The sequence below is a fragment of the Serratia sp. CY81684 genome (assembly GCF_052166595.1).
Taxonomy (GTDB): domain Bacteria; phylum Pseudomonadota; class Gammaproteobacteria; order Enterobacterales; family Enterobacteriaceae; genus Serratia; species Serratia nematodiphila.
Genome location: NZ_JBJNOO010000007.1, coordinates 108,937 through 125,018, shown reverse-complemented (window position 1 = coordinate 125,018; position 16,082 = coordinate 108,937). Strand labels below are relative to the sequence as shown.

Annotated in this window: 14 protein-coding genes; 10 read left to right on the top strand and 4 right to left on the bottom strand. The window is 60.7% G+C overall.

Annotated features, from left to right (window positions below; translation table 11 throughout):
* The first annotated feature begins 77 nt into the window (after nucleotides 1-77).
* Both fetA and fetB read left to right on the top strand, forming a co-directional pair.
* On the top strand, nucleotides 78-755 hold the full coding sequence (gene fetA / locus ACJ8QF_RS22260) for an iron efflux ABC transporter ATP-binding subunit FetA (RefSeq protein ID WP_004930881.1): 678 nt from the start codon (nucleotides 78-80) through the stop codon (nucleotides 753-755).
* Nucleotides 742-1,515 (top strand): iron efflux ABC transporter permease subunit FetB, encoded by a 774-nt coding sequence (gene fetB, locus ACJ8QF_RS22255; protein ID WP_033631883.1) that lies wholly within the window; start codon nucleotides 742-744, stop codon nucleotides 1,513-1,515. The genes fetA and fetB overlap by 14 nt, the downstream gene beginning before the upstream one ends.
* A 36-nt stretch (nucleotides 1,516-1,551) precedes the next feature.
* On the opposite strand, the gene ACJ8QF_RS22250 is transcribed toward fetB, so the two are convergent.
* Both ACJ8QF_RS22250 and ACJ8QF_RS22245 read right to left on the bottom strand, forming a co-directional pair.
* Nucleotides 1,552-2,388, bottom strand: coding sequence for a TIM barrel protein (locus tag ACJ8QF_RS22250; protein WP_442537866.1), 837 nt, complete (start codon nucleotides 2,386-2,388; stop codon nucleotides 1,552-1,554).
* 32 nt (nucleotides 2,389-2,420) lie between these two features.
* Nucleotides 2,421-3,863, bottom strand: a complete 1,443-nt coding sequence (locus ACJ8QF_RS22245) for a sugar porter family MFS transporter (RefSeq protein WP_049186517.1) — start codon at nucleotides 3,861-3,863, stop codon at nucleotides 2,421-2,423.
* 556 nt (nucleotides 3,864-4,419) lie between these two features.
* Here ACJ8QF_RS22245 and ACJ8QF_RS22240 point away from each other — a divergent pair.
* The 4 genes from ACJ8QF_RS22240 to ACJ8QF_RS22225 all read left to right on the top strand — a co-directional run bounded on the left by ACJ8QF_RS22240 (nucleotide 4,420) and on the right by ACJ8QF_RS22225 (nucleotide 7,621).
* Nucleotides 4,420-5,925 carry a CoA-acylating methylmalonate-semialdehyde dehydrogenase gene (locus tag ACJ8QF_RS22240; protein ID WP_015379335.1) on the top strand — a complete coding sequence of 502 codons (1,506 nt, stop codon included), beginning with the start codon at nucleotides 4,420-4,422 and terminating at the stop codon, nucleotides 5,923-5,925.
* Between the two features lie 77 nt (nucleotides 5,926-6,002).
* Nucleotides 6,003-6,824, top strand: a complete 822-nt coding sequence (gene iolB / locus ACJ8QF_RS22235; RefSeq protein ID WP_044030037.1) for a 5-deoxy-glucuronate isomerase — start codon at nucleotides 6,003-6,005, stop codon at nucleotides 6,822-6,824.
* A 174-nt stretch (nucleotides 6,825-6,998) separates the two neighbouring features.
* Nucleotides 6,999-7,268 carry a hypothetical protein gene (locus tag ACJ8QF_RS22230; protein ID WP_004930864.1) on the top strand — a complete coding sequence of 90 codons (270 nt, stop codon included), beginning with the start codon at nucleotides 6,999-7,001 and terminating at the stop codon, nucleotides 7,266-7,268.
* A 14-nt stretch (nucleotides 7,269-7,282) separates the two neighbouring features.
* A complete protein-coding gene (locus tag ACJ8QF_RS22225) occupies nucleotides 7,283-7,621 on the top strand; it encodes a type II toxin-antitoxin system RelE/ParE family toxin (RefSeq protein ID WP_280631132.1) in 339 nt (112 codons plus the stop codon).
* 41 nt (nucleotides 7,622-7,662) lie between these two features.
* On the opposite strand, the gene ACJ8QF_RS22220 is transcribed toward ACJ8QF_RS22225, so the two are convergent.
* Nucleotides 7,663-8,499, bottom strand: a complete 837-nt coding sequence (locus ACJ8QF_RS22220; RefSeq protein WP_004930856.1) for a MurR/RpiR family transcriptional regulator — start codon at nucleotides 8,497-8,499, stop codon at nucleotides 7,663-7,665.
* A gap of 203 nt (nucleotides 8,500-8,702) precedes the next feature.
* Nucleotides 8,703-10,634: a bifunctional 5-dehydro-2-deoxygluconokinase/5-dehydro-2-deoxyphosphogluconate aldolase gene (locus ACJ8QF_RS22215; protein WP_103086216.1), complete on the bottom strand. Its 1,932-nt coding sequence runs from the start codon at nucleotides 10,632-10,634 to the stop codon at nucleotides 8,703-8,705.
* 547 nt (nucleotides 10,635-11,181) lie between these two features.
* Here ACJ8QF_RS22215 and iolD point away from each other — a divergent pair.
* The 4 genes from iolD to iolE are packed head-to-tail and all read left to right on the top strand — an operon-like array spanning nucleotide 11,182 to nucleotide 16,051.
* Entirely contained in the window at nucleotides 11,182-13,122 is a 1,941-nt protein-coding gene (iolD, locus tag ACJ8QF_RS22210) for a 3D-(3,5/4)-trihydroxycyclohexane-1,2-dione acylhydrolase (decyclizing) (protein WP_442537865.1), read from the top strand.
* A 35-nt stretch (nucleotides 13,123-13,157) separates the two neighbouring features.
* Nucleotides 13,158-14,171 (top strand): Gfo/Idh/MocA family protein, encoded by a 1,014-nt coding sequence (locus ACJ8QF_RS22205; RefSeq protein WP_015379330.1) that lies wholly within the window; start codon nucleotides 13,158-13,160, stop codon nucleotides 14,169-14,171.
* A 39-nt stretch (nucleotides 14,172-14,210) separates the two neighbouring features.
* A complete protein-coding gene (locus ACJ8QF_RS22200; protein WP_004930845.1) occupies nucleotides 14,211-15,095 on the top strand; it encodes a sugar phosphate isomerase/epimerase family protein in 885 nt (294 codons plus the stop codon).
* 59 nt (nucleotides 15,096-15,154) lie between these two features.
* Nucleotides 15,155-16,051: a myo-inosose-2 dehydratase gene (iolE, locus tag ACJ8QF_RS22195; protein WP_015379329.1), complete on the top strand. Its 897-nt coding sequence runs from the start codon at nucleotides 15,155-15,157 to the stop codon at nucleotides 16,049-16,051.
* The last annotated feature ends 31 nt before the right edge of the window (nucleotides 16,052-16,082 follow it).

Here is a 16,082-nt window from a genome sequence, read left to right as displayed (position 1 = left end):
CAGCCATTGCTAAGATGTTTTTGGCGGCCATATACTTATCGCTCAGACGGGAACAGGTATAGGGAGCCGGCATCGTAATGAAGGAAAAGAAAGACATACTGAGATTGGATGATATTCATTATCAAATAGACAGCCAGGTGATCCTGGATTCCGTCTCTTTCACGCTGGGTGAAGGCGAGTTCAAACTGATCACCGGACCTTCCGGCTGCGGGAAAAGCACCCTGCTGAAAATCATCTCTTCCTTAATGGATCCGACCAGCGGAAAGCTCTATTTCGACGGCCAGGCGATCGACGAGATGTCGCCGGAGGCGTATCGCAAGCAGGTCTCTTACTGCTTCCAGACGCCGTCACTGTTCGGCAATACGGTTTACGACAATCTGGCGCTGCCCTACCAGATCCGCCAGGAACCGCCGGCCGAGCGAAAAATGAAGGCCGATCTGGCGCGTTTCGGGCTGCCGGAGGCGATGCTGACCAAAAGCATCAATGAACTGTCCGGCGGGGAGAAGCAGCGGGTATCCCTGATCCGCAACCTGCAGTTTATGCCCCGGGTGCTGTTGCTCGATGAGATCACCAGCGCGCTGGACGAGGAAAACAAACGTAACGTCAATGAGATAGTGCATCAGCTGGTGGCGGAACACCGGCTGGCGGTGCTGTGGGTGACGCACGATACCGAAGAGATAGCGCATGCGGACGAAGTGATCACCCTGCGCGCGCACGGCGCCGAGCAACAGGAGCAACAGCATGAATCAGCATAACATCACCAACGAATCCTTGGGCTTGTCGATGGTGCTGGTGGTGGTCGCCATCCTGATCAGCCACCGGGAAAAGCTGGCGCTGGAAAAGGACATTATCTGGAGCATCTGCCGCGCGGTGGTGCAGCTGATCATCGTCGGCTACGTGCTGAAGTATATTTTCGACCTGGATAACGCCGTTCTCACCGTGTTGATGGTGCTGTTCATCTGCTTTAACGCGGCTTACAACGCCAAGAAACGCAGCAAGTACGTCGAACACGCGTTCGTGACGTCGTTTATCGCCATCACCACCGGCGCGGTGCTGACGTTGGCGGTGCTGGTATTGACCGGCTCCATCGAATTTACGCCGATGCAGGTGATCCCCATCTCCGGGATGATCGCCGGTAACGCCATGGTGGCGGTGGGGCTGTGCTACACCAACCTCGGCCAGCGTTTCAAAGGCGAGCAGCAGAAGATTCAGGAGATGCTCAGCCTGGGGGCGACGCCCAAGTTCGCCTCGGCGGCGCTGATCCGCGACAGCATCCGCGCTTCGCTGATCCCGACCGTGGACTCGGCGAAAACCGTTGGGCTGGTCAGCCTGCCGGGCATGATGTCCGGGCTGATCTTTGCCGGCATCGACCCGGTGAAAGCGATCAAATACCAGATTATGGTGACCTTTATGCTGCTTTCCACCGCCAGCCTGTCGACCATCATCGCCTGCTATCTGGCTTACCGTAAGTTTTACAATGCGCGCCACCAGCTGGTGGTCGGCAATCTGAAGTAACGCCATGAAAAACGGCCTCCGCGGAGGCCGTTTTTTTTACCCTTGCAGCAGGGCGATGCTCTGGCGGATTTCCCGTTCGATATCCGCTTCGCTCCAGCCGTCCAACTGCGAAGAGAAGGGCTCGAAGGCATAGACGCCGGTGTAGCCCAGGCGTTCCAGGTTCTGTACCTGGCGGCGGCTTTCCAGCCGATCGCCCGCGCTCAGCATGATGCGCTCTTCATCGCTCAGCGCGCCTTTATCCCGCCCATCCTCCACGCCGGACAGATGCACCAGGCCGATCTGCGCCACCTGGATCTGCGCGTCGAAGTCGGCTTGCGCCACACCGCTCAAATAGTGGTGGAAAGTATCGAGCACGATGCGGTACGGCGCGCCCGAATCGCGGATGATCGCCTGGGTCAGCAGCGACGATCGCAACGAGCTGATGCCGAAGCCCAGCGGCTCGACGTATCCCTGCACGCCGTAGCGGGCAAACAGCGGCGCCAGCAGACGCAACGCGGCGAGGGTATCGTCCCGTTTTTGCTGCTCGCTGCGCGTGTCGTCGGCGCTGCAGTGCGGGCACAGCACCAGCGCCCGGCTGTGGATGGCCTGCGCCTGCGCCAGCAACGCTTCGGCGCGCTGCTGCAGCGCCGCCGGGTCATCCACCCGATTGAACATGCCGAGGGCGTTGATCGTGACGATTTCAATGCCGTATTGCGTGGCGAGCGCGTTGAGCTGCGCGTCGCTCAGATCGTCGGTCACCTTGCCGCTGGGCATGTCGTTGCGCAGCTCAACTTTGCTGAGCCCGCAGCGTTTCACCAGGCGGAAAAAATTGTCCAGATCGAGATTCGGCGCGATCTTGCGGTTAATGCAGAAGCGGTCCAGCGCAATGTTCATGGGGCATGACTCCAGCGATAAAGGGTGAGAGATCAGGATTTGCCGTTTTCCAACGGCAGCGGCTTGCCGTCGGGCAGGGATTGGCGGTGGCGTTTGGCCAGCACCACCTGTTCCATTTTTTCCAGCGAGACGCCTTTGGTTTCAGGAATATAGCGGCCGATAAACCAGTAGCTGAACAGGCAGCAGGCGGCAAAGATCCACATCGGGAAGGCGCCGTGGAAATGCGAGAACAGGTAAGGGTGGTCGTTGATCATCGGGAACGACTGCGACACCGCAAAGTTGGCGACCCACATGCAGCCGACGGCGATGCTCATCCCCTGCGCGCGCATGCGGTTCGGGAAGATTTCCGACACCAGCACCCAGGCGCCGACGCCCCAGGACAGCGCATAAAACACCATGAAGAACAGCATGCCGAACAGCGCGAAATAGCCGGTGGCCTGCGTGTAGAGCGCGTACGAGGTGAGCAGCAGGCCGGCGATGGCGCCCAGCGTGCCGTAACGCATCAGCGGAATGCGGCCCATGCGATCCATCAGCATGGCACCGATGACCGAACCGACCAACTGCAGCACGCCGATCCAGATGGTTTGGAACAGCGCTTCCTGCGCGTTTTCGGTGACGGTTTTCAGCACCACCGGCGCGTAATACATCATCACGTTGACGCCGGTGACCTGCTGCAACATGGCGATCATGCAGCCGACGAACAGGATGAACCGCACCCGCACATCGCCGTAGTTCAGCTTCCGGTGCTGCTGCTGTTGATCCTGCTGCAGCGAGTCTTTGATTTCTTTCAGCAGATTCTGCGCGTGGGCGGCGTTGGAGACCTTGGTCAACATCGCCAGCGCCTGATCGTCGCGGCCCATCATCACGTTCCAGCGCGGCGATTCAGGAATGACGAACACCAGGATGCAGAACAGAATGCAGGGGATCACGCCCGAGGCGAACATCCAGCGCCAGCCCATTTCCACCAGCCAGGCTTCGCTGGCGATGCTGGCGATTTTGAAGTTGACGTAGAAAATCACGATTTGGCCGAAGACGATGGCGAATTGCTGCATGCTGAGCGCCCGCCCGCGCATGTCTTTCGGTGACACCTCCGACATGTACATCGGCGACACGGTGGCGGCAATGCCGACCGCCAGCCCGCCGATGATGCGGTAGATGACGAACCAGGTGAAGGTTGGAGCCAATGCGGCGCCGACGGCGGACACGGTGAACAGCAGCGCTGCCAGCATCAGCGCCTTTTTACGGCCCCAGCGCGCCGCCAGCGGCCCGGCGGCGAAGGCGCCGACCACGCAGCCGATCACCACGTTGGAGACGGCCCAGCCGGTTTCGGCCGGGCTGAGATCGAAATAGGCTTTCAACGCTTCGATCGCGCCGGAGATCACGGCGGTATCGTAGCCGAACAGAATGCCGCCCAGGGCGGCGATGCCGCAAATTCGCAATATGTAGCCGGTATTGTGCTTACGCTGATATGACATGTGTTGCTCCGATTTTTATCCTGGCTTCCGTCCGCACGGTTGGGTTGTCGGGAAGAGGGCGAGCGGAAGGGTGTGAACCGTGCCTGTCATCAAGGCGATGTCGTCGATAAATGCTGGAACAAACAAGAACATTTATTTCATAATTAGTGAATAATGGAATATTGATTTTTAGATCCAGTTCAAAAAAAACCGTCGCGAGCGATTCGGGCGCCTTGGGCGCTCGAGGGCGTGCGGTAACGGCGGCAGGGCAGGCGCAGTGCGGGTTTTCTGTAGCAAAGTCAGTGTGTATTACCCCAACTTTCTCCGCCGCAGTTGCGCTTTCCCTGGCACGGCAATGCAAGCGCCAACCCGATCGACACCGCAAAATTGCGACCTCACGCACTAAAAACAAATTTTTCAAAACAATTTATTTGAAACTTTTTTTTCAATGAAATAGAGTTTGCTGCATCCGGTCAGGATTTAGCCGGCTTGCCGACGGGGTTTGGCGAGCGGGACGATTAACGCCGCGCCGCCTGGGTGTGGCCAGGCGACAGCGGACTTGAAAAGAGGGCGTGACATGAAAACCGTGGGTAACTTTATTGACGGGCAGGTGTGCCTGAGCAGCAGCAATCAAACCGTCGACGTGCACAACCCGGCCAGCGGGCAGGTTGAGCGGCGCGTCACGCAGAGCACCGCCGCCGAAGTCAAGCAGGCCATCGACGTGGCCCATCGGGCGTTCGCCGACTGGTCGCGCACCACGCCGCTGCGCCGCGCGCGCATCATGTTCAATTTCAAGGCGCTGCTGGAACAGCACCGCGACGAGCTGGCCGAGCTTATCGTCAGCGAACACGGCAAAGTGTATTCGGATGCGCTGGGCGAACTGACGCGCGGCATGGAAGTGGTCGAATTTGCCTGCGGCATCCCGCATCTGATCAAGGGCGAGTACTCGCCGGACGTCGGCAGCGGCGTCGACAGTTTCTCGCTGATGCAGCCGCTGGGCGTGGTGGCGGGCATTACCCCGTTCAACTTCCCGGCGATGGTGCCGATGTGGATGTTCCCTATCGCGTTGGCCTGCGGCAATACCTTTATCCTCAAGCCGCCGGCGCTGGTGCCTTCGGCCTCGGTGCGCCTGGCGGAGCTGCTGAAAGAAGCCGGCCTGCCGGACGGCGTGTTCAACGTGGTGCACTGCGCCAATGAAGATGCGGCGCAGCTGTGCACCGATCCGCGCATTCAGGCGGTGAGCTTCGTCGGTTCCTCCACCGTGGCGGAACATATCTATACCACCGCCAGCGCGCACGGCAAGCGGGTACAGGCCTTCGGCGCGGCGAAAAACCAGGCGATCGTCATGCCGGACGCCGATCTGGACGCCACGGTCAACGCGCTGATGGGCGGCGCGTTCGGCTCTGCCGGCGAGCGCTGCATGGCGCTGCCGATCGCCGTGGTGGTCGGTGACGATACCGCCGACAAACTGATCGCCAAACTGAAGCCGCTGATCGCGCAGCTGCGCGTCGGGCCGGGCTTGCAGCAGGGTGGCGAAGAGAATGAAATGGGGCCGCTGGTATCGTCCGCTCACCAGAAAAAGGTGCTGGGCTACATCGATCTGGGCGTGGAAGAAGGCGCCACCCTGGTGGCCGACGGCCGCAATTATCAGGTGCCGGGCTACCCTGAAGGCTACTACGTCGGCGGAACGCTGTTCGACCATGTGAAGCCGAACATGCGCATCTACCGCGAAGAGATCTTCGGGCCGGTGCTGGGCATCGTGCGGGTGCCGGACTATCGCACCGCCATCGACACGGTTAACGGCCACGAGTTTGGCAACGGCAGCGCCATCTTTACCGGCAGCGGCCACTACGCGCGCCAGTTCGTGCAGGAAGTGCAGGCCGGGATGGTCGGCGTCAACGTGCCGGTGCCGGTGCCGATGGCGTTCCACAGCTTCGGCGGCTGGAAGCGCTCGGTGTTCGGCGCGCTGAACGTGCACGGCACCGACGGCGTGCGTTTCTACACGCGCATGAAGACCGCCACCGCGCGCTGGCCAGCCGGGCAGCAGACGGTGTCTGAATTCAGCATGCCGACGCTGGGTTAAGCGATCGCAGAGTATGAGCGGGCCGTTGCTCCATGGGGGCAGCGGCCTTTGCACGGGGAGTTAACAGGAGAATCGAAATGTCTTCACTGCTTGCCAAATGTCAGGCGCCGAACGCCGAGGGGCGTATCCAGCACGTGACGCCGGAAAATGCCGGTTGGGGCTATGTCGGCTTTGACGTTTACCGCCTGGCCGCCGGGCAGTCGCTGCAGCTGGAGTGCGGTGACAAGGAACTGTGTCTGGTACTGGTGGCCGGTATCGCCTCCGTCGCCACGCTGCGCGCCGAATACCCGCATATCGGCAAACGCATGAGCCCGTTCGAGCGCACGCCGCCTTACGCGGTGTACGTGCCGCACCACGATCGCATCGACGTGCGGGCAGAAACCGATCTGGAGTTGGCGGTGTGCAGCGCGCCCGGCAGCGGCCATCTGCCTTCACGCCTGATCACGCCGGCGGAAATCGGCGTGGAGCGGCGCGGCAAGGGGCGCAACCAGCGGTTGGTGCATAACATTCTGCCGGACAGCGAGCCGGCCGACAGTCTGCTGGTGGTGGAGGTTTACACCGACGAGGGCAACACCAGCTCCTACCCGAGCCACAAGCACGATCAAGAAGATTCGCCGGACGAGACCTATCTCGAAGAGACGTACTATCACCGCATTCAGCCGGAGCAAGGGTTCTGCATGCAGCGCGTCTATACCGACGATCGCACGCTCGACGAATGCATGCCGGTCTACAATCGCGACGTGGTGAAAGTGCCGCGCGGTTATCATCCGGTGGCGACCCTGGCGGGCTACGACAACTATTATCTCAACGTGATGGCCGGGCCGGTGCGGCAGTGGAAATTCACCTGGGAAAAAGACCACGCCTGGATTAACGGCGAAGGTTACCCCGCCGCGCAATAGGCGCTTGAGGCCCGGCTTGCCGGGCTTTCTCTTTATCAGGGTATAAATTTGACCTAAATTTGCCCTCTATCTTGCTCAAATGATAACCTGTCCGCACGCGATTGCTCCCTGGCTGAGTGAATCTAACGAACCGCTGTTATGCAGTGAGAATGCCGGTACACAGGAGGAAAAACTATGACAACCACCATGTCTCAAAAAGCGGCGCGCGAAGGATTAGGTTCGCCCGATCTGTTTGAAGGCGGGGTTTACGTCACAAAAAATGGTGTTGCCGAGCTGTTTGTACAAACGGCGGCTGAGAGAGAGGCCGAAATACGGGAACGCAATCTCGAGCGCCAGTCCAACGCGTTGTTGAAACTGACTATGATGGCGAAGCAAGAGATTAAAAATCAGCGCGGTCTGTCGCCCGAAGAAACCTTGCAGCGGCTGCGTGACGCGCGGAAATAGACCCGAGGTGCAGGATGCCCCAGGAAATACGTTTTACCGTCGCGCCGGCGGCGGAATGGAGCCTGAAAGACATCGAGTCTTATAAGAGCGGAACGATAGGGGCCGTCGCAGCCGGGATGTTCGTGGACAATCTGTTGTTATCGTCCCTCGCGGCAATCGCCGACGATCCCGTCCGCTATCGCTTCAACGCCGTGCTGGCGGGCATGGGAGTGCGGTTGCACGAACGATTGGATCCCGACAGCGAATACCGCGTCATCTATGACTACGACGGCGAAACGGTGGAGATTCTGCTTTTCATCAGCATGAAGCAGGGTCTGGAAAGCGCGCTCTACCGCTATTTGTTGCTGCAATAATCCCGCCGCGCCCGAGCCTGTCGGGCGCGTTCACATCCGCCTTACTCGTCCCGGGCGTTATTCAGCGCCAGCGAGACCGCCAGCGTCTGCGCCAGGCACATCGAGGCCACCTGCGAACGGAACCCGTCCACCTGCGCTTCGCGCACCACGAAACAGACGTCGCTGAACGCGGCCAGCGGGCTGACCTGGCTGTCGGTGATGGCGATCTGCTGCGCGCCGCGCTTGGCGCCCAACTCCACCAGTTCCACCGCCTCGCGGGCGTACGGCGAATAGCTGATGGCGATCACCACGTCTTTCGGTTTCACCATGCTCAGCTGTTCGGTGAACATGCCGCCCAGGCCGTCGATCAGAAATGCGCGGCGCTCCAGATGGCGCAGCGCATAGGTGAGGTAGGAGGCGACGCTGAACGAGCGGCGCAGGCCGATCACGTAGATGTTTTCGGCGTTGTTGAGCAGTTCGACGGCGCGATCCAACTGCTCGGGGGCAATCTGCATCGCCAGCTGCTGCAGCGCCTGCGCATTGACCATGGTGAATACGTTGAGAATCTCCGCCGGCTTCTCCGGCGCGACGTTGTCGTCGGTAGAGGTTTGGCGGAACAGGCGCGCGCGCTCGGTATAGTTTACCGTTTCTTCCATCAGATGCTGACGGAACACCTGCTTCATTTCGTTGAAGCCGCTGAAGCCGAAGGCGTTGGCGAAACGGATCAGGGTGGAAGGCGGCACGCTGGCCTGTGCGGCGATGGAGGCAACGGTATCGAAAGCGATGCTGTTACTGTTATCCAAAATATAGCGCGCCACCTGCTTCAAACGCTTGCTCAGCGTTTCATAACGGTGGCGGATCTCGTCCTGTAACAGCGAAAGTTGAGTTGGGTTGTTCATCCATTCGGCTCGCAGTGGGGTGAAGGCGCATTGGCCTGATGCCTGAAATATTGACAGGGTATTTTAACAGACGGAGCGGAAATTTCATTTCCTCAAAAAGCGATTTATTCGATCGCACATTGCGCGACTTCACAGAAAAGGGGCAAAAAAATCCCCTTAAAGCGGCGAAATGGCCTTAAGGGGACGTGAACCTGCTGTTGCTGTCAGTGCGCGCCGCCCGCCTGCGGACGGTACTGGCGCCAGAAACCGATCAGCGTCAGGTATTTTTGTTTCACCTGCTCGATCAGGGCCGCGTCGTCGATTTCCCCCTGGAGCCAGCGGCGCGAAGGTTGGCCGAAAATGGTGCGGCCGACGGCGAAACCTTTCACCCAGCGCGCATCCGCGGCGGCGGCGAAGCCCGCCTTCAGCACCGCCTCCGGGGAGTCGAGCCCCAGGATCAGCACGCCGCGGCAGAAGGGATCGTAGGTGTCGATCAGGGCACCGACCTGCCGCCAGTTTTCTGCGCTCAGCGGTGGCAGTTTCCACCAGTCCGGCTGAATGCCCAACTGGTAGAAGTGTTCAATCATCTCCAGGTAATAGCGTTCGTCTTTGTCGGCGTTGCTGTCCGGCAGGATCACCTCCAGCAGCAGCTCGTGGCCGGATTTACAGCAGCCGCGGTAGACGTCGGCAATCAGCTCATCCTGTTCGCGGCGCAGTTCCTCCGCATCGTGCGGGTGATAAAACACCAGGCACTTCACCACGTGCTCCTGCGGCCAGTCGATCAATTGCGAACCGATATTGCCGTGCTCCAGACGCAGCGGGCGCGAGCTGGGCAGCTCCACCGGCCGGCCGATCCACCATCCCTGGCCAGTGATCTCGTTCAGCGCCGCCTGCCCGTAGGTGGTGTCGGCCAGAATGCCGCTGTTGCCGTTGAGGCCGGCCTGCGCGGCAGCCTGTTGCGCCGCGGTGAGCAGCAGGGTCTTCAGGCGCGGAATGCGTTCCTCGCCGACGCCGGCTTCGCGCGCCATGTCCGCCAGTTGCTTGCGGTGATCGAAGGCGAACACGCACAGTTCCGGCCACTGCTGCTTGCGGGTGGTGACCCGGTGCAGGTGGTTCAGGCGTGCGTCGCGGTCCGGGCGCGTGACCTGCTGTTCACGCTGCAGGTAGTCGTCCAGCTCCCGTTTGGTCGGCATCGCCGGCGCGCAGCCGTGGCGCGAAACCACCAATGCGCCGCAGGCGTTGGCGTAGCGGCAGGCCTGCTCCCAGCCCTCATCGTTCAGGTAGCCGCGCAGCAGCCCGGACATAAAGGCGTCGCCGGCCCCCAGCACGTTCAGCACTTCAACCCGCACACCGGCGTGCAGCTTCACCTGCGCCCAGTCGTCGGCGATTTCACCTTCGAACACCGAGCAGCCCTGTGCGCCGCGCTTGCACACCAGCGTGGCCGCGGTAGTCCGGCGCACGTTTTTCAGCGCCGTCAGCGTGTCGGTGCTGCCGCCGGCGATATGAAATTCCTCTTCGGTGCCGACGATCAGATCGAAATGGTGCAGCACCTCCTGCAGTTCGCGGGTCACCTGGTCTGATTCCACAAAGCGGGTTTCGCCGTCGCCCAGCGACGTCAGCCCCCACAGTACCGGGCGGTAATCGATGTCGAGCGCGGTGCGCAGGCCGTGGCGGCGCGCATACTCCAGCGCCTTCAGCACTGCGGCGCGGGTGTTCGGGTGCGACAGGTGCGTGCCGGTGATGGCCAGCGCGCGGGAGGAGGCGATGTAGGCCTCGTCGATGTCGTCCGGCGTCAGCGCCATGTCCGCGCAGTTTTCGCGGTAGAAGATCAGCGGGAAGGTTTCCTGATCCTTGATGCCGAGGATCACCAGGCCGGTTAATCGTTGCTTGTCGGTGATCAGACAGCGGGTATCGGCCCCGACGCGCTGCAGCTCTTCACGCAGAAAGCGGCCCATGTGTTCATCGCCGACGCGGGCCAGCATGCCGGATTTCAACCCCTGAATGGCGGTGCCGTAGGCCACGTTGCCGGAAGAGCCGCCGAGGTATTTGGCGAATGTGCCGGCGTCTTCCAGACGCGCGCCGATCTGCTGAGCATAGAAATCGACGGCGATGCGCCCGAGACAAATGACATCAAGCTGTTTTTGTTGTGTAGCCATACCCGTTTCCTTCTGTTAAGCAAAACTCCGGCGGCGGCCCGAGCGTGGCGCCCTGCAGGAAGCATGGGGATAGTATGGGGAATGAAAATTTCAATTTCAATATGAAATGAAATTTACACCCCAAAAATGTGATGCGTTTAAAACATCGACAGAGGCATGGGAAAAGGCGATGAATCGGCTGCGCAAGGGCCGCCGGGGCCGAACATAAAAGGGGGATGAGGGCAGGGGAAAAGGCTGTCAGCCCATGTGCCAACGACTTTTATCGGCCGGTGCGCGGCACGAAGCCCATGAAGGCTGAACCACAAGATGAAACGGGCTTTTCATGCAATATGCGATCTTTATCGCAAAATGAAATGTTTCTTCTGTAATGTGATTTTATGAAAAATATATTTGTTTATAATCGCTTCACGTTTCAGGTTGTCGACTTCGTGAGCAGCGCGGGCATCGCCTGCTCAAGATAATAGCTGCCGCCGCGTAACACAAACACGGGATTGTCGGCTCGGCATGAGCGCTTTCCGGGGCGGCCCTTAATCTAAAGGGTGGGTAAATGGGCAAGATCAGGTTAACCATGGCGCAGGCGCTCGTCAGATTTCTCGATAACCAGTATCTGCTGGCCGACGGCGTGGAAACCAAATTCGTCGCGGGCATTTTCGCGATTTTCGGCCACGGCAATGTGCTGGGGCTGGGGCAGGCGCTGGAACAGGATAGCGGCGATCTGCGGGTGCACCAGGGCCGCAACGAGCAGGGGATGGCCCATGCGGCGATCGGCTTCGCCAAACAGAAGCTGCGTCGGCAAATTTATGCTTGCACCTCATCGGTCGGCCCCGGCGCCGCCAATATGATCACCGCCGCGGCCACCGCCACCGCTAACCGCATTCCTTTATTGCTGCTGCCGGGCGACGTTTACGCTTCCCGCCAGCCGGACCCGGTGTTGCAGCAAATCGAACAGTCTTACGATCTCAGCATCAGCACCAACGACGCGTTCCGCGCGGTGAGCAAGTACTGGGACCGCATCGTGCGGCCGGAACAGCTGATGAGCGCCTGCATCAACGCGATGCGCGTGTTGACCGATCCGGCGGAAACCGGCGCGGTGACGCTGTGTCTGCCGCAGGACGTGCAGGGGGAAGCCTACGACTACCCCGACTATTTCTTCCAAAAACGCGTTCACCGACTCGATCGCCGCCCGGCGACCGATGGCATGTTGGCGGACGCCTTGGCGCTGCTGACGGCCAAACGCAAACCGCTGCTGGTGTGCGGTGGCGGCGTGAAATACTCGCAGGCCGGGCGGGCGCTGCGCGAATTTGCCGAGCGCTTCGGCATTCCGTTCGCCGAGACCCAGGCCGGCAAAGGCACGGTATCGAGCGACCATGAATTTAACCTCGGCGGCATCGGCGAAACCGGCTGCCTGGCGGCCAACACGCTGGCCCGGCAGGCCGATCTGGTGATTGGCGTCGGCACCCGTTACACCGATTTCACCACCTCGTCCAAATGGCTGTTCCAAAATCCGGACGTCAGCTTCCTCAACGTCAACGTCAGCGCTTTCGACGCCGGCAAGCTCGACGGCGTGCAGGTGCTGGCGGACGCCCGCGAGGCCCTGAACGCACTGGGCGCGCTGCTGGCGCAGGCCGATTATCGCGCCGGCTGGGGCGACGCCATCGCCGCGGCGCGCGGTGCCCAGCGCGAAGAGAGCGAGCGCGTTTACGCAGTGGAGTACAGCGGCGCAGACTTTGTGCCGGAGATAGACGATCACCTCGACCGCGAGCAGGTGTTCGCCGAATTTATCGCCCAGACCGGCTCGGCTCTGACCCAGAGCCGGGTGCTGGGAGTGCTGAACCGCGAGCTGCCGCCGGACAGCGTGATCGTCGCCGCCGCCGGCAGCCTGCCGGGCGATCTGCAGCGGGTGTGGCACAACCGCTGCGAGCACGGTTACCACGTGGAATACGGCTACTCCTGCATGGGGTACGAGGTGAACGCCGCATTGGGGGTCAAGCTGGCCGAGCCACAGCGTGAGGTGTACGCGATGGTGGGCGACGGCGCCTTCATGATGCTGCATTCCGAGCTGGTCACCTCGATTCAGGAAGGCTGCAAGATCAACGTGGTGCTGTTCGACAACATGACCAACGGCTGCATCAACAACCTGCAGATGGAACATGGCATGGACAGCTACACCACCGAATTCCGCTTCCGCAATCCACAGGGCGGCAAGCTCGACGGCAAGCTGGTGCCGGTCGATTTCGCCATGCTGGCGGCGGCTTACGGCTGTAAAACCTATCGCGTCACCACCGAGCAGCAGCTGCTCGACGCGCTGGCCGACGCCCGCAGGCAAACCGTGTCCACGCTGCTGGACATCAAGGTGCTGCCGAAGACCATGGTGCACAAGTATCTCAGCTGGTGGCGCGTGGGCGGCGCTCAGGTGGCCGACAGCGAAAAAATCGTCGCAGTGGCGCGCAAGCTGCAGGAAAACATCGATAAGGCGCGCGATTACTGATTCGTTTTCATACATTAATCTCGAGGGTAGCGAAAATGACATTGAACATTGGGGTTATCGGCACCGGCGCCATCGGCCGCGATCATATCCGTCGCTGCAGCAAAGTGTTGCAGGGCGCCCGCGTGGTGGCGGTCAACGACATCAACCGCGACAACGCCGCCAAGGCGGTGAGCGATCTGCAGCTGGATGCGCGGGTGTATGACAACGGCCACGATCTGATCAAGGCCGCCGACGTGCAGGCGGTGCTGGTCACCTCCTGGGGGCCGAGTCATGAAGAGTTCGTGCTGGCGGCCATCGCCGCCGGCAAACCGGTATTCTGCGAGAAGCCGCTGGCGGTGACCGCGCAGGGTTGCAAAAACATCGTCGACGCCGAAGCGAAGCACGGCAAACGGCTGGTGCAGGTCGGCTTCATGCGCCCCTATGATCAGGGCTATCGCGCGCTGAAACAGGTACTGACCAGCGGCCAGATCGGCGAGCCGCTGATGCTGCACTGCGCGCACCGCAACCCGACGGTCGGCGAGGCCTACACCACCGATATGGCGATCACCGACACCCTGATCCACGAAATCGACGTGCTGCGCTGGCTGCTCGACGACGACTATGTGTCGGTGCAGGTGGTGTTCCCACGCAAGAGCCCGAAGGCGTTCCCGCACCTGAAAGATCCGCAAATTGTGCTGTTTGAAACCGCCAAAGGGACGCGCATCGACGTCGAAATCTTCGTCAACTGCCAGTACGGCTACGACATTCAGTGCGAAGTGGTGGGGGAAACCGGCATCGCCAAACTGCCGGAACCGTCCTCGGTGCAGATGCGCAGCGGTGCCCGCCTGTCGACCGAAATCCTGACCGACTGGAAGGATCGCTTTATCGATGCCTATGACGTCGAGCTGCAGGGCTTCATCAACGACGTAGCCGCGGGCAAGTTGACCGGGCCTTCCGCCTGGGACGGCTACGCCGCCGCAGTGACCGCCGACGCCTGCGTGGCGGCCCAGCTCAGCGGCGAGATCGTGCCGGTGACCCTGCCGGCGCGCCCGGCGTTTTACGGCAAATAACCGCTCGCAGCGCGTAACCACGATTGCAGAGGAGTGACCATGAAGATCGCTTTTGATGTCGACGTTATCCGGGATTTGGGCGTCACCAAAATGGTTCAGCAGGTGGCGGACTGGGGCTACAAATACATCGAACAGTCGCCGCACCCGCAGATCAACCCGTTTTACAAACATCCGAAGGCCAGCCGCGAAATCATGGCGGAGTATAAAAACGCCCTAAAAGCGACCGGCGTGGAGATCTCCTCATTTATCGTGGTGTATCGCTGGTCCGGTCCGGGGGAAGATCGCCGCCAGGCGGCGGTCAAAAACTGGCGGCGGATGATCGAAATCGCGGTGGAAATGGGCGTGCAGGTGATCAACACCGAGCTGGCCGGCAACCCCAACGAACCGGAGATCTGCGAGGAGCTGTGGTATCGCTCGATGGAGGAGCTGCTACCGATCGTTGAGCGCGAGGGTATTCGTATGGAGATCCAGTCGCACCCGTGGGACTTCTGCGAGCTGAGCAACGAAACCGCCGATCTGGTGAAGTCGCTGCGCAGCGACCACGTCAAATACCTCTACAGCGTGCCGCACACCTTCTACTACGACAAGGGGCAGGGTGACGTAGCCGGCATGCTGCAGTACGCCGGGGACGATCTGTCCCACGTGCTGATCGCCGACACCATGAACCACACCAAGCATTGCCGTTATATCGTCAACCCGCCGGGCGTTGACGCCGCGGTGCACCAGCACGTCGGCATCGGCGAAGGCGAGGTGAATTTCGACGCCCTGTTCCAGACGCTGCGCGACATGGAATTTGCCAACCGCAGCTTCAAGGTCGGCGGCGAATCGATCATCTGCACCTCGCTGTTCGGCTACCCGGAAAAGATGCCGAGCCAGGCGGTGGCGACCAGAGAACGCATCGAAAGAGAGCTGTTGGGCAAATAATCTGATTCGGCTCGCCGGCGGCGTTTGTACCGGCGGCCCTGCAAGGACCGAGGCAAACCATGAATAAAGACAACGTGAAATTGGCCATTGCGCCGATCGGCTGGACCAACGACGACATGCCCGATCTGGGCAAGGAGAACACCTTCCAGCAGTGCGTCAGTGAAATGGCGCTGGCCGGTTTCACCGGCAGCGAAGTGGGCAGCAAATACCCGCGCGATCCGGCGGTGCTGAAACCGATGCTGGATATTCGCGGCATCCAGATCTGCAACGCCTGGTTCAGCACCTTTTTCGCCGACGGCCAGAAAGACAAAACCATTGATGAATTTATCAACCACATGAATTTCCTGCATGCCATGGGCGCCAGGGTGATTGGCTGCTCAGAGCAGAGCAAGAGCATTCAGGGCACCACCAAAGGCGTGTTCGAAGAGAAGCCGTACTTCAGCGATGAAGAGTGGCAGCGCGTGGCCGACGGTTACAACGAGTTGGCGAAGATCGCCGCCGATAAAGGCATGCAGGTGTGCCTGCACCACCACATGGGCACCGGCATTCAGACCACGGCCGAAATCGATCGCTACATGAGCATGGTCAACGACGACGTTTACCTGCTGTTCGATACCGGCCACGCCTACTATTCGGAAGGCAGCCAACAGGCGATGATGGCGATCCTGGAAAAGTATCTGCCGCGCATCAACCATGTCCACCTGAAGGACGTGCGCGATGAGGTGGTGGCGGAAGTGAAGGCCAACAAGCTGAGCTTCCTCGACGGCGTGAAGAAGGGCACCTTCACCGTGCCGGGTGATGGCGTGATCGACTTCAGGCCGGTGTTCAAGCTGCTGGACGAGCGCGGTTACAAAGGGTGGATGGTGGTGGAGGCCGAGCAGGATCCGGCGCTGGCCAACCCGTTCGAGTATGCGGTGAAGGCGCGCCGTTATATTCGGGAAACCGCCGGCATTTAGGCGGTGGGGGGCAATAAAGATCGAGGGGCGC

Bases quoted from the DNA above. Each gene is read 5' to 3' on its own strand.
- fetA (WP_004930881.1), top strand. From the start codon at position 78: ATGAAGGAAAAGAAAGACATACTGAGATTGGATGATATTCATTATCAA.
- fetB (WP_033631883.1), top strand. From the start codon at position 742: ATGAATCAGCATAACATCACCAACGAATCCTTGGGCTTGTCGATGGTG.
- ACJ8QF_RS22250 (WP_442537866.1), bottom strand. From the start codon at position 2,388: ATGAACATTGCGCTGGACCGCTTCTGCATTAACCGCAAGATCGCGCCG.
- ACJ8QF_RS22245 (WP_049186517.1), bottom strand. From the start codon at position 3,863: ATGTCATATCAGCGTAAGCACAATACCGGCTACATATTGCGAATTTGC.
- ACJ8QF_RS22240 (WP_015379335.1), top strand. From the start codon at position 4,420: ATGAAAACCGTGGGTAACTTTATTGACGGGCAGGTGTGCCTGAGCAGC.
- iolB (WP_044030037.1), top strand. From the start codon at position 6,003: ATGTCTTCACTGCTTGCCAAATGTCAGGCGCCGAACGCCGAGGGGCGT.
- ACJ8QF_RS22230 (WP_004930864.1), top strand. From the start codon at position 6,999: ATGACAACCACCATGTCTCAAAAAGCGGCGCGCGAAGGATTAGGTTCG.
- ACJ8QF_RS22225 (WP_280631132.1), top strand. From the start codon at position 7,283: ATGCCCCAGGAAATACGTTTTACCGTCGCGCCGGCGGCGGAATGGAGC.
- ACJ8QF_RS22220 (WP_004930856.1), bottom strand. From the start codon at position 8,499: ATGAACAACCCAACTCAACTTTCGCTGTTACAGGACGAGATCCGCCAC.
- ACJ8QF_RS22215 (WP_103086216.1), bottom strand. From the start codon at position 10,634: ATGGCTACACAACAAAAACAGCTTGATGTCATTTGTCTCGGGCGCATC.
- iolD (WP_442537865.1), top strand. From the start codon at position 11,182: ATGGGCAAGATCAGGTTAACCATGGCGCAGGCGCTCGTCAGATTTCTC.
- ACJ8QF_RS22205 (WP_015379330.1), top strand. From the start codon at position 13,158: ATGACATTGAACATTGGGGTTATCGGCACCGGCGCCATCGGCCGCGAT.
- ACJ8QF_RS22200 (WP_004930845.1), top strand. From the start codon at position 14,211: ATGAAGATCGCTTTTGATGTCGACGTTATCCGGGATTTGGGCGTCACC.
- iolE (WP_015379329.1), top strand. From the start codon at position 15,155: ATGAATAAAGACAACGTGAAATTGGCCATTGCGCCGATCGGCTGGACC.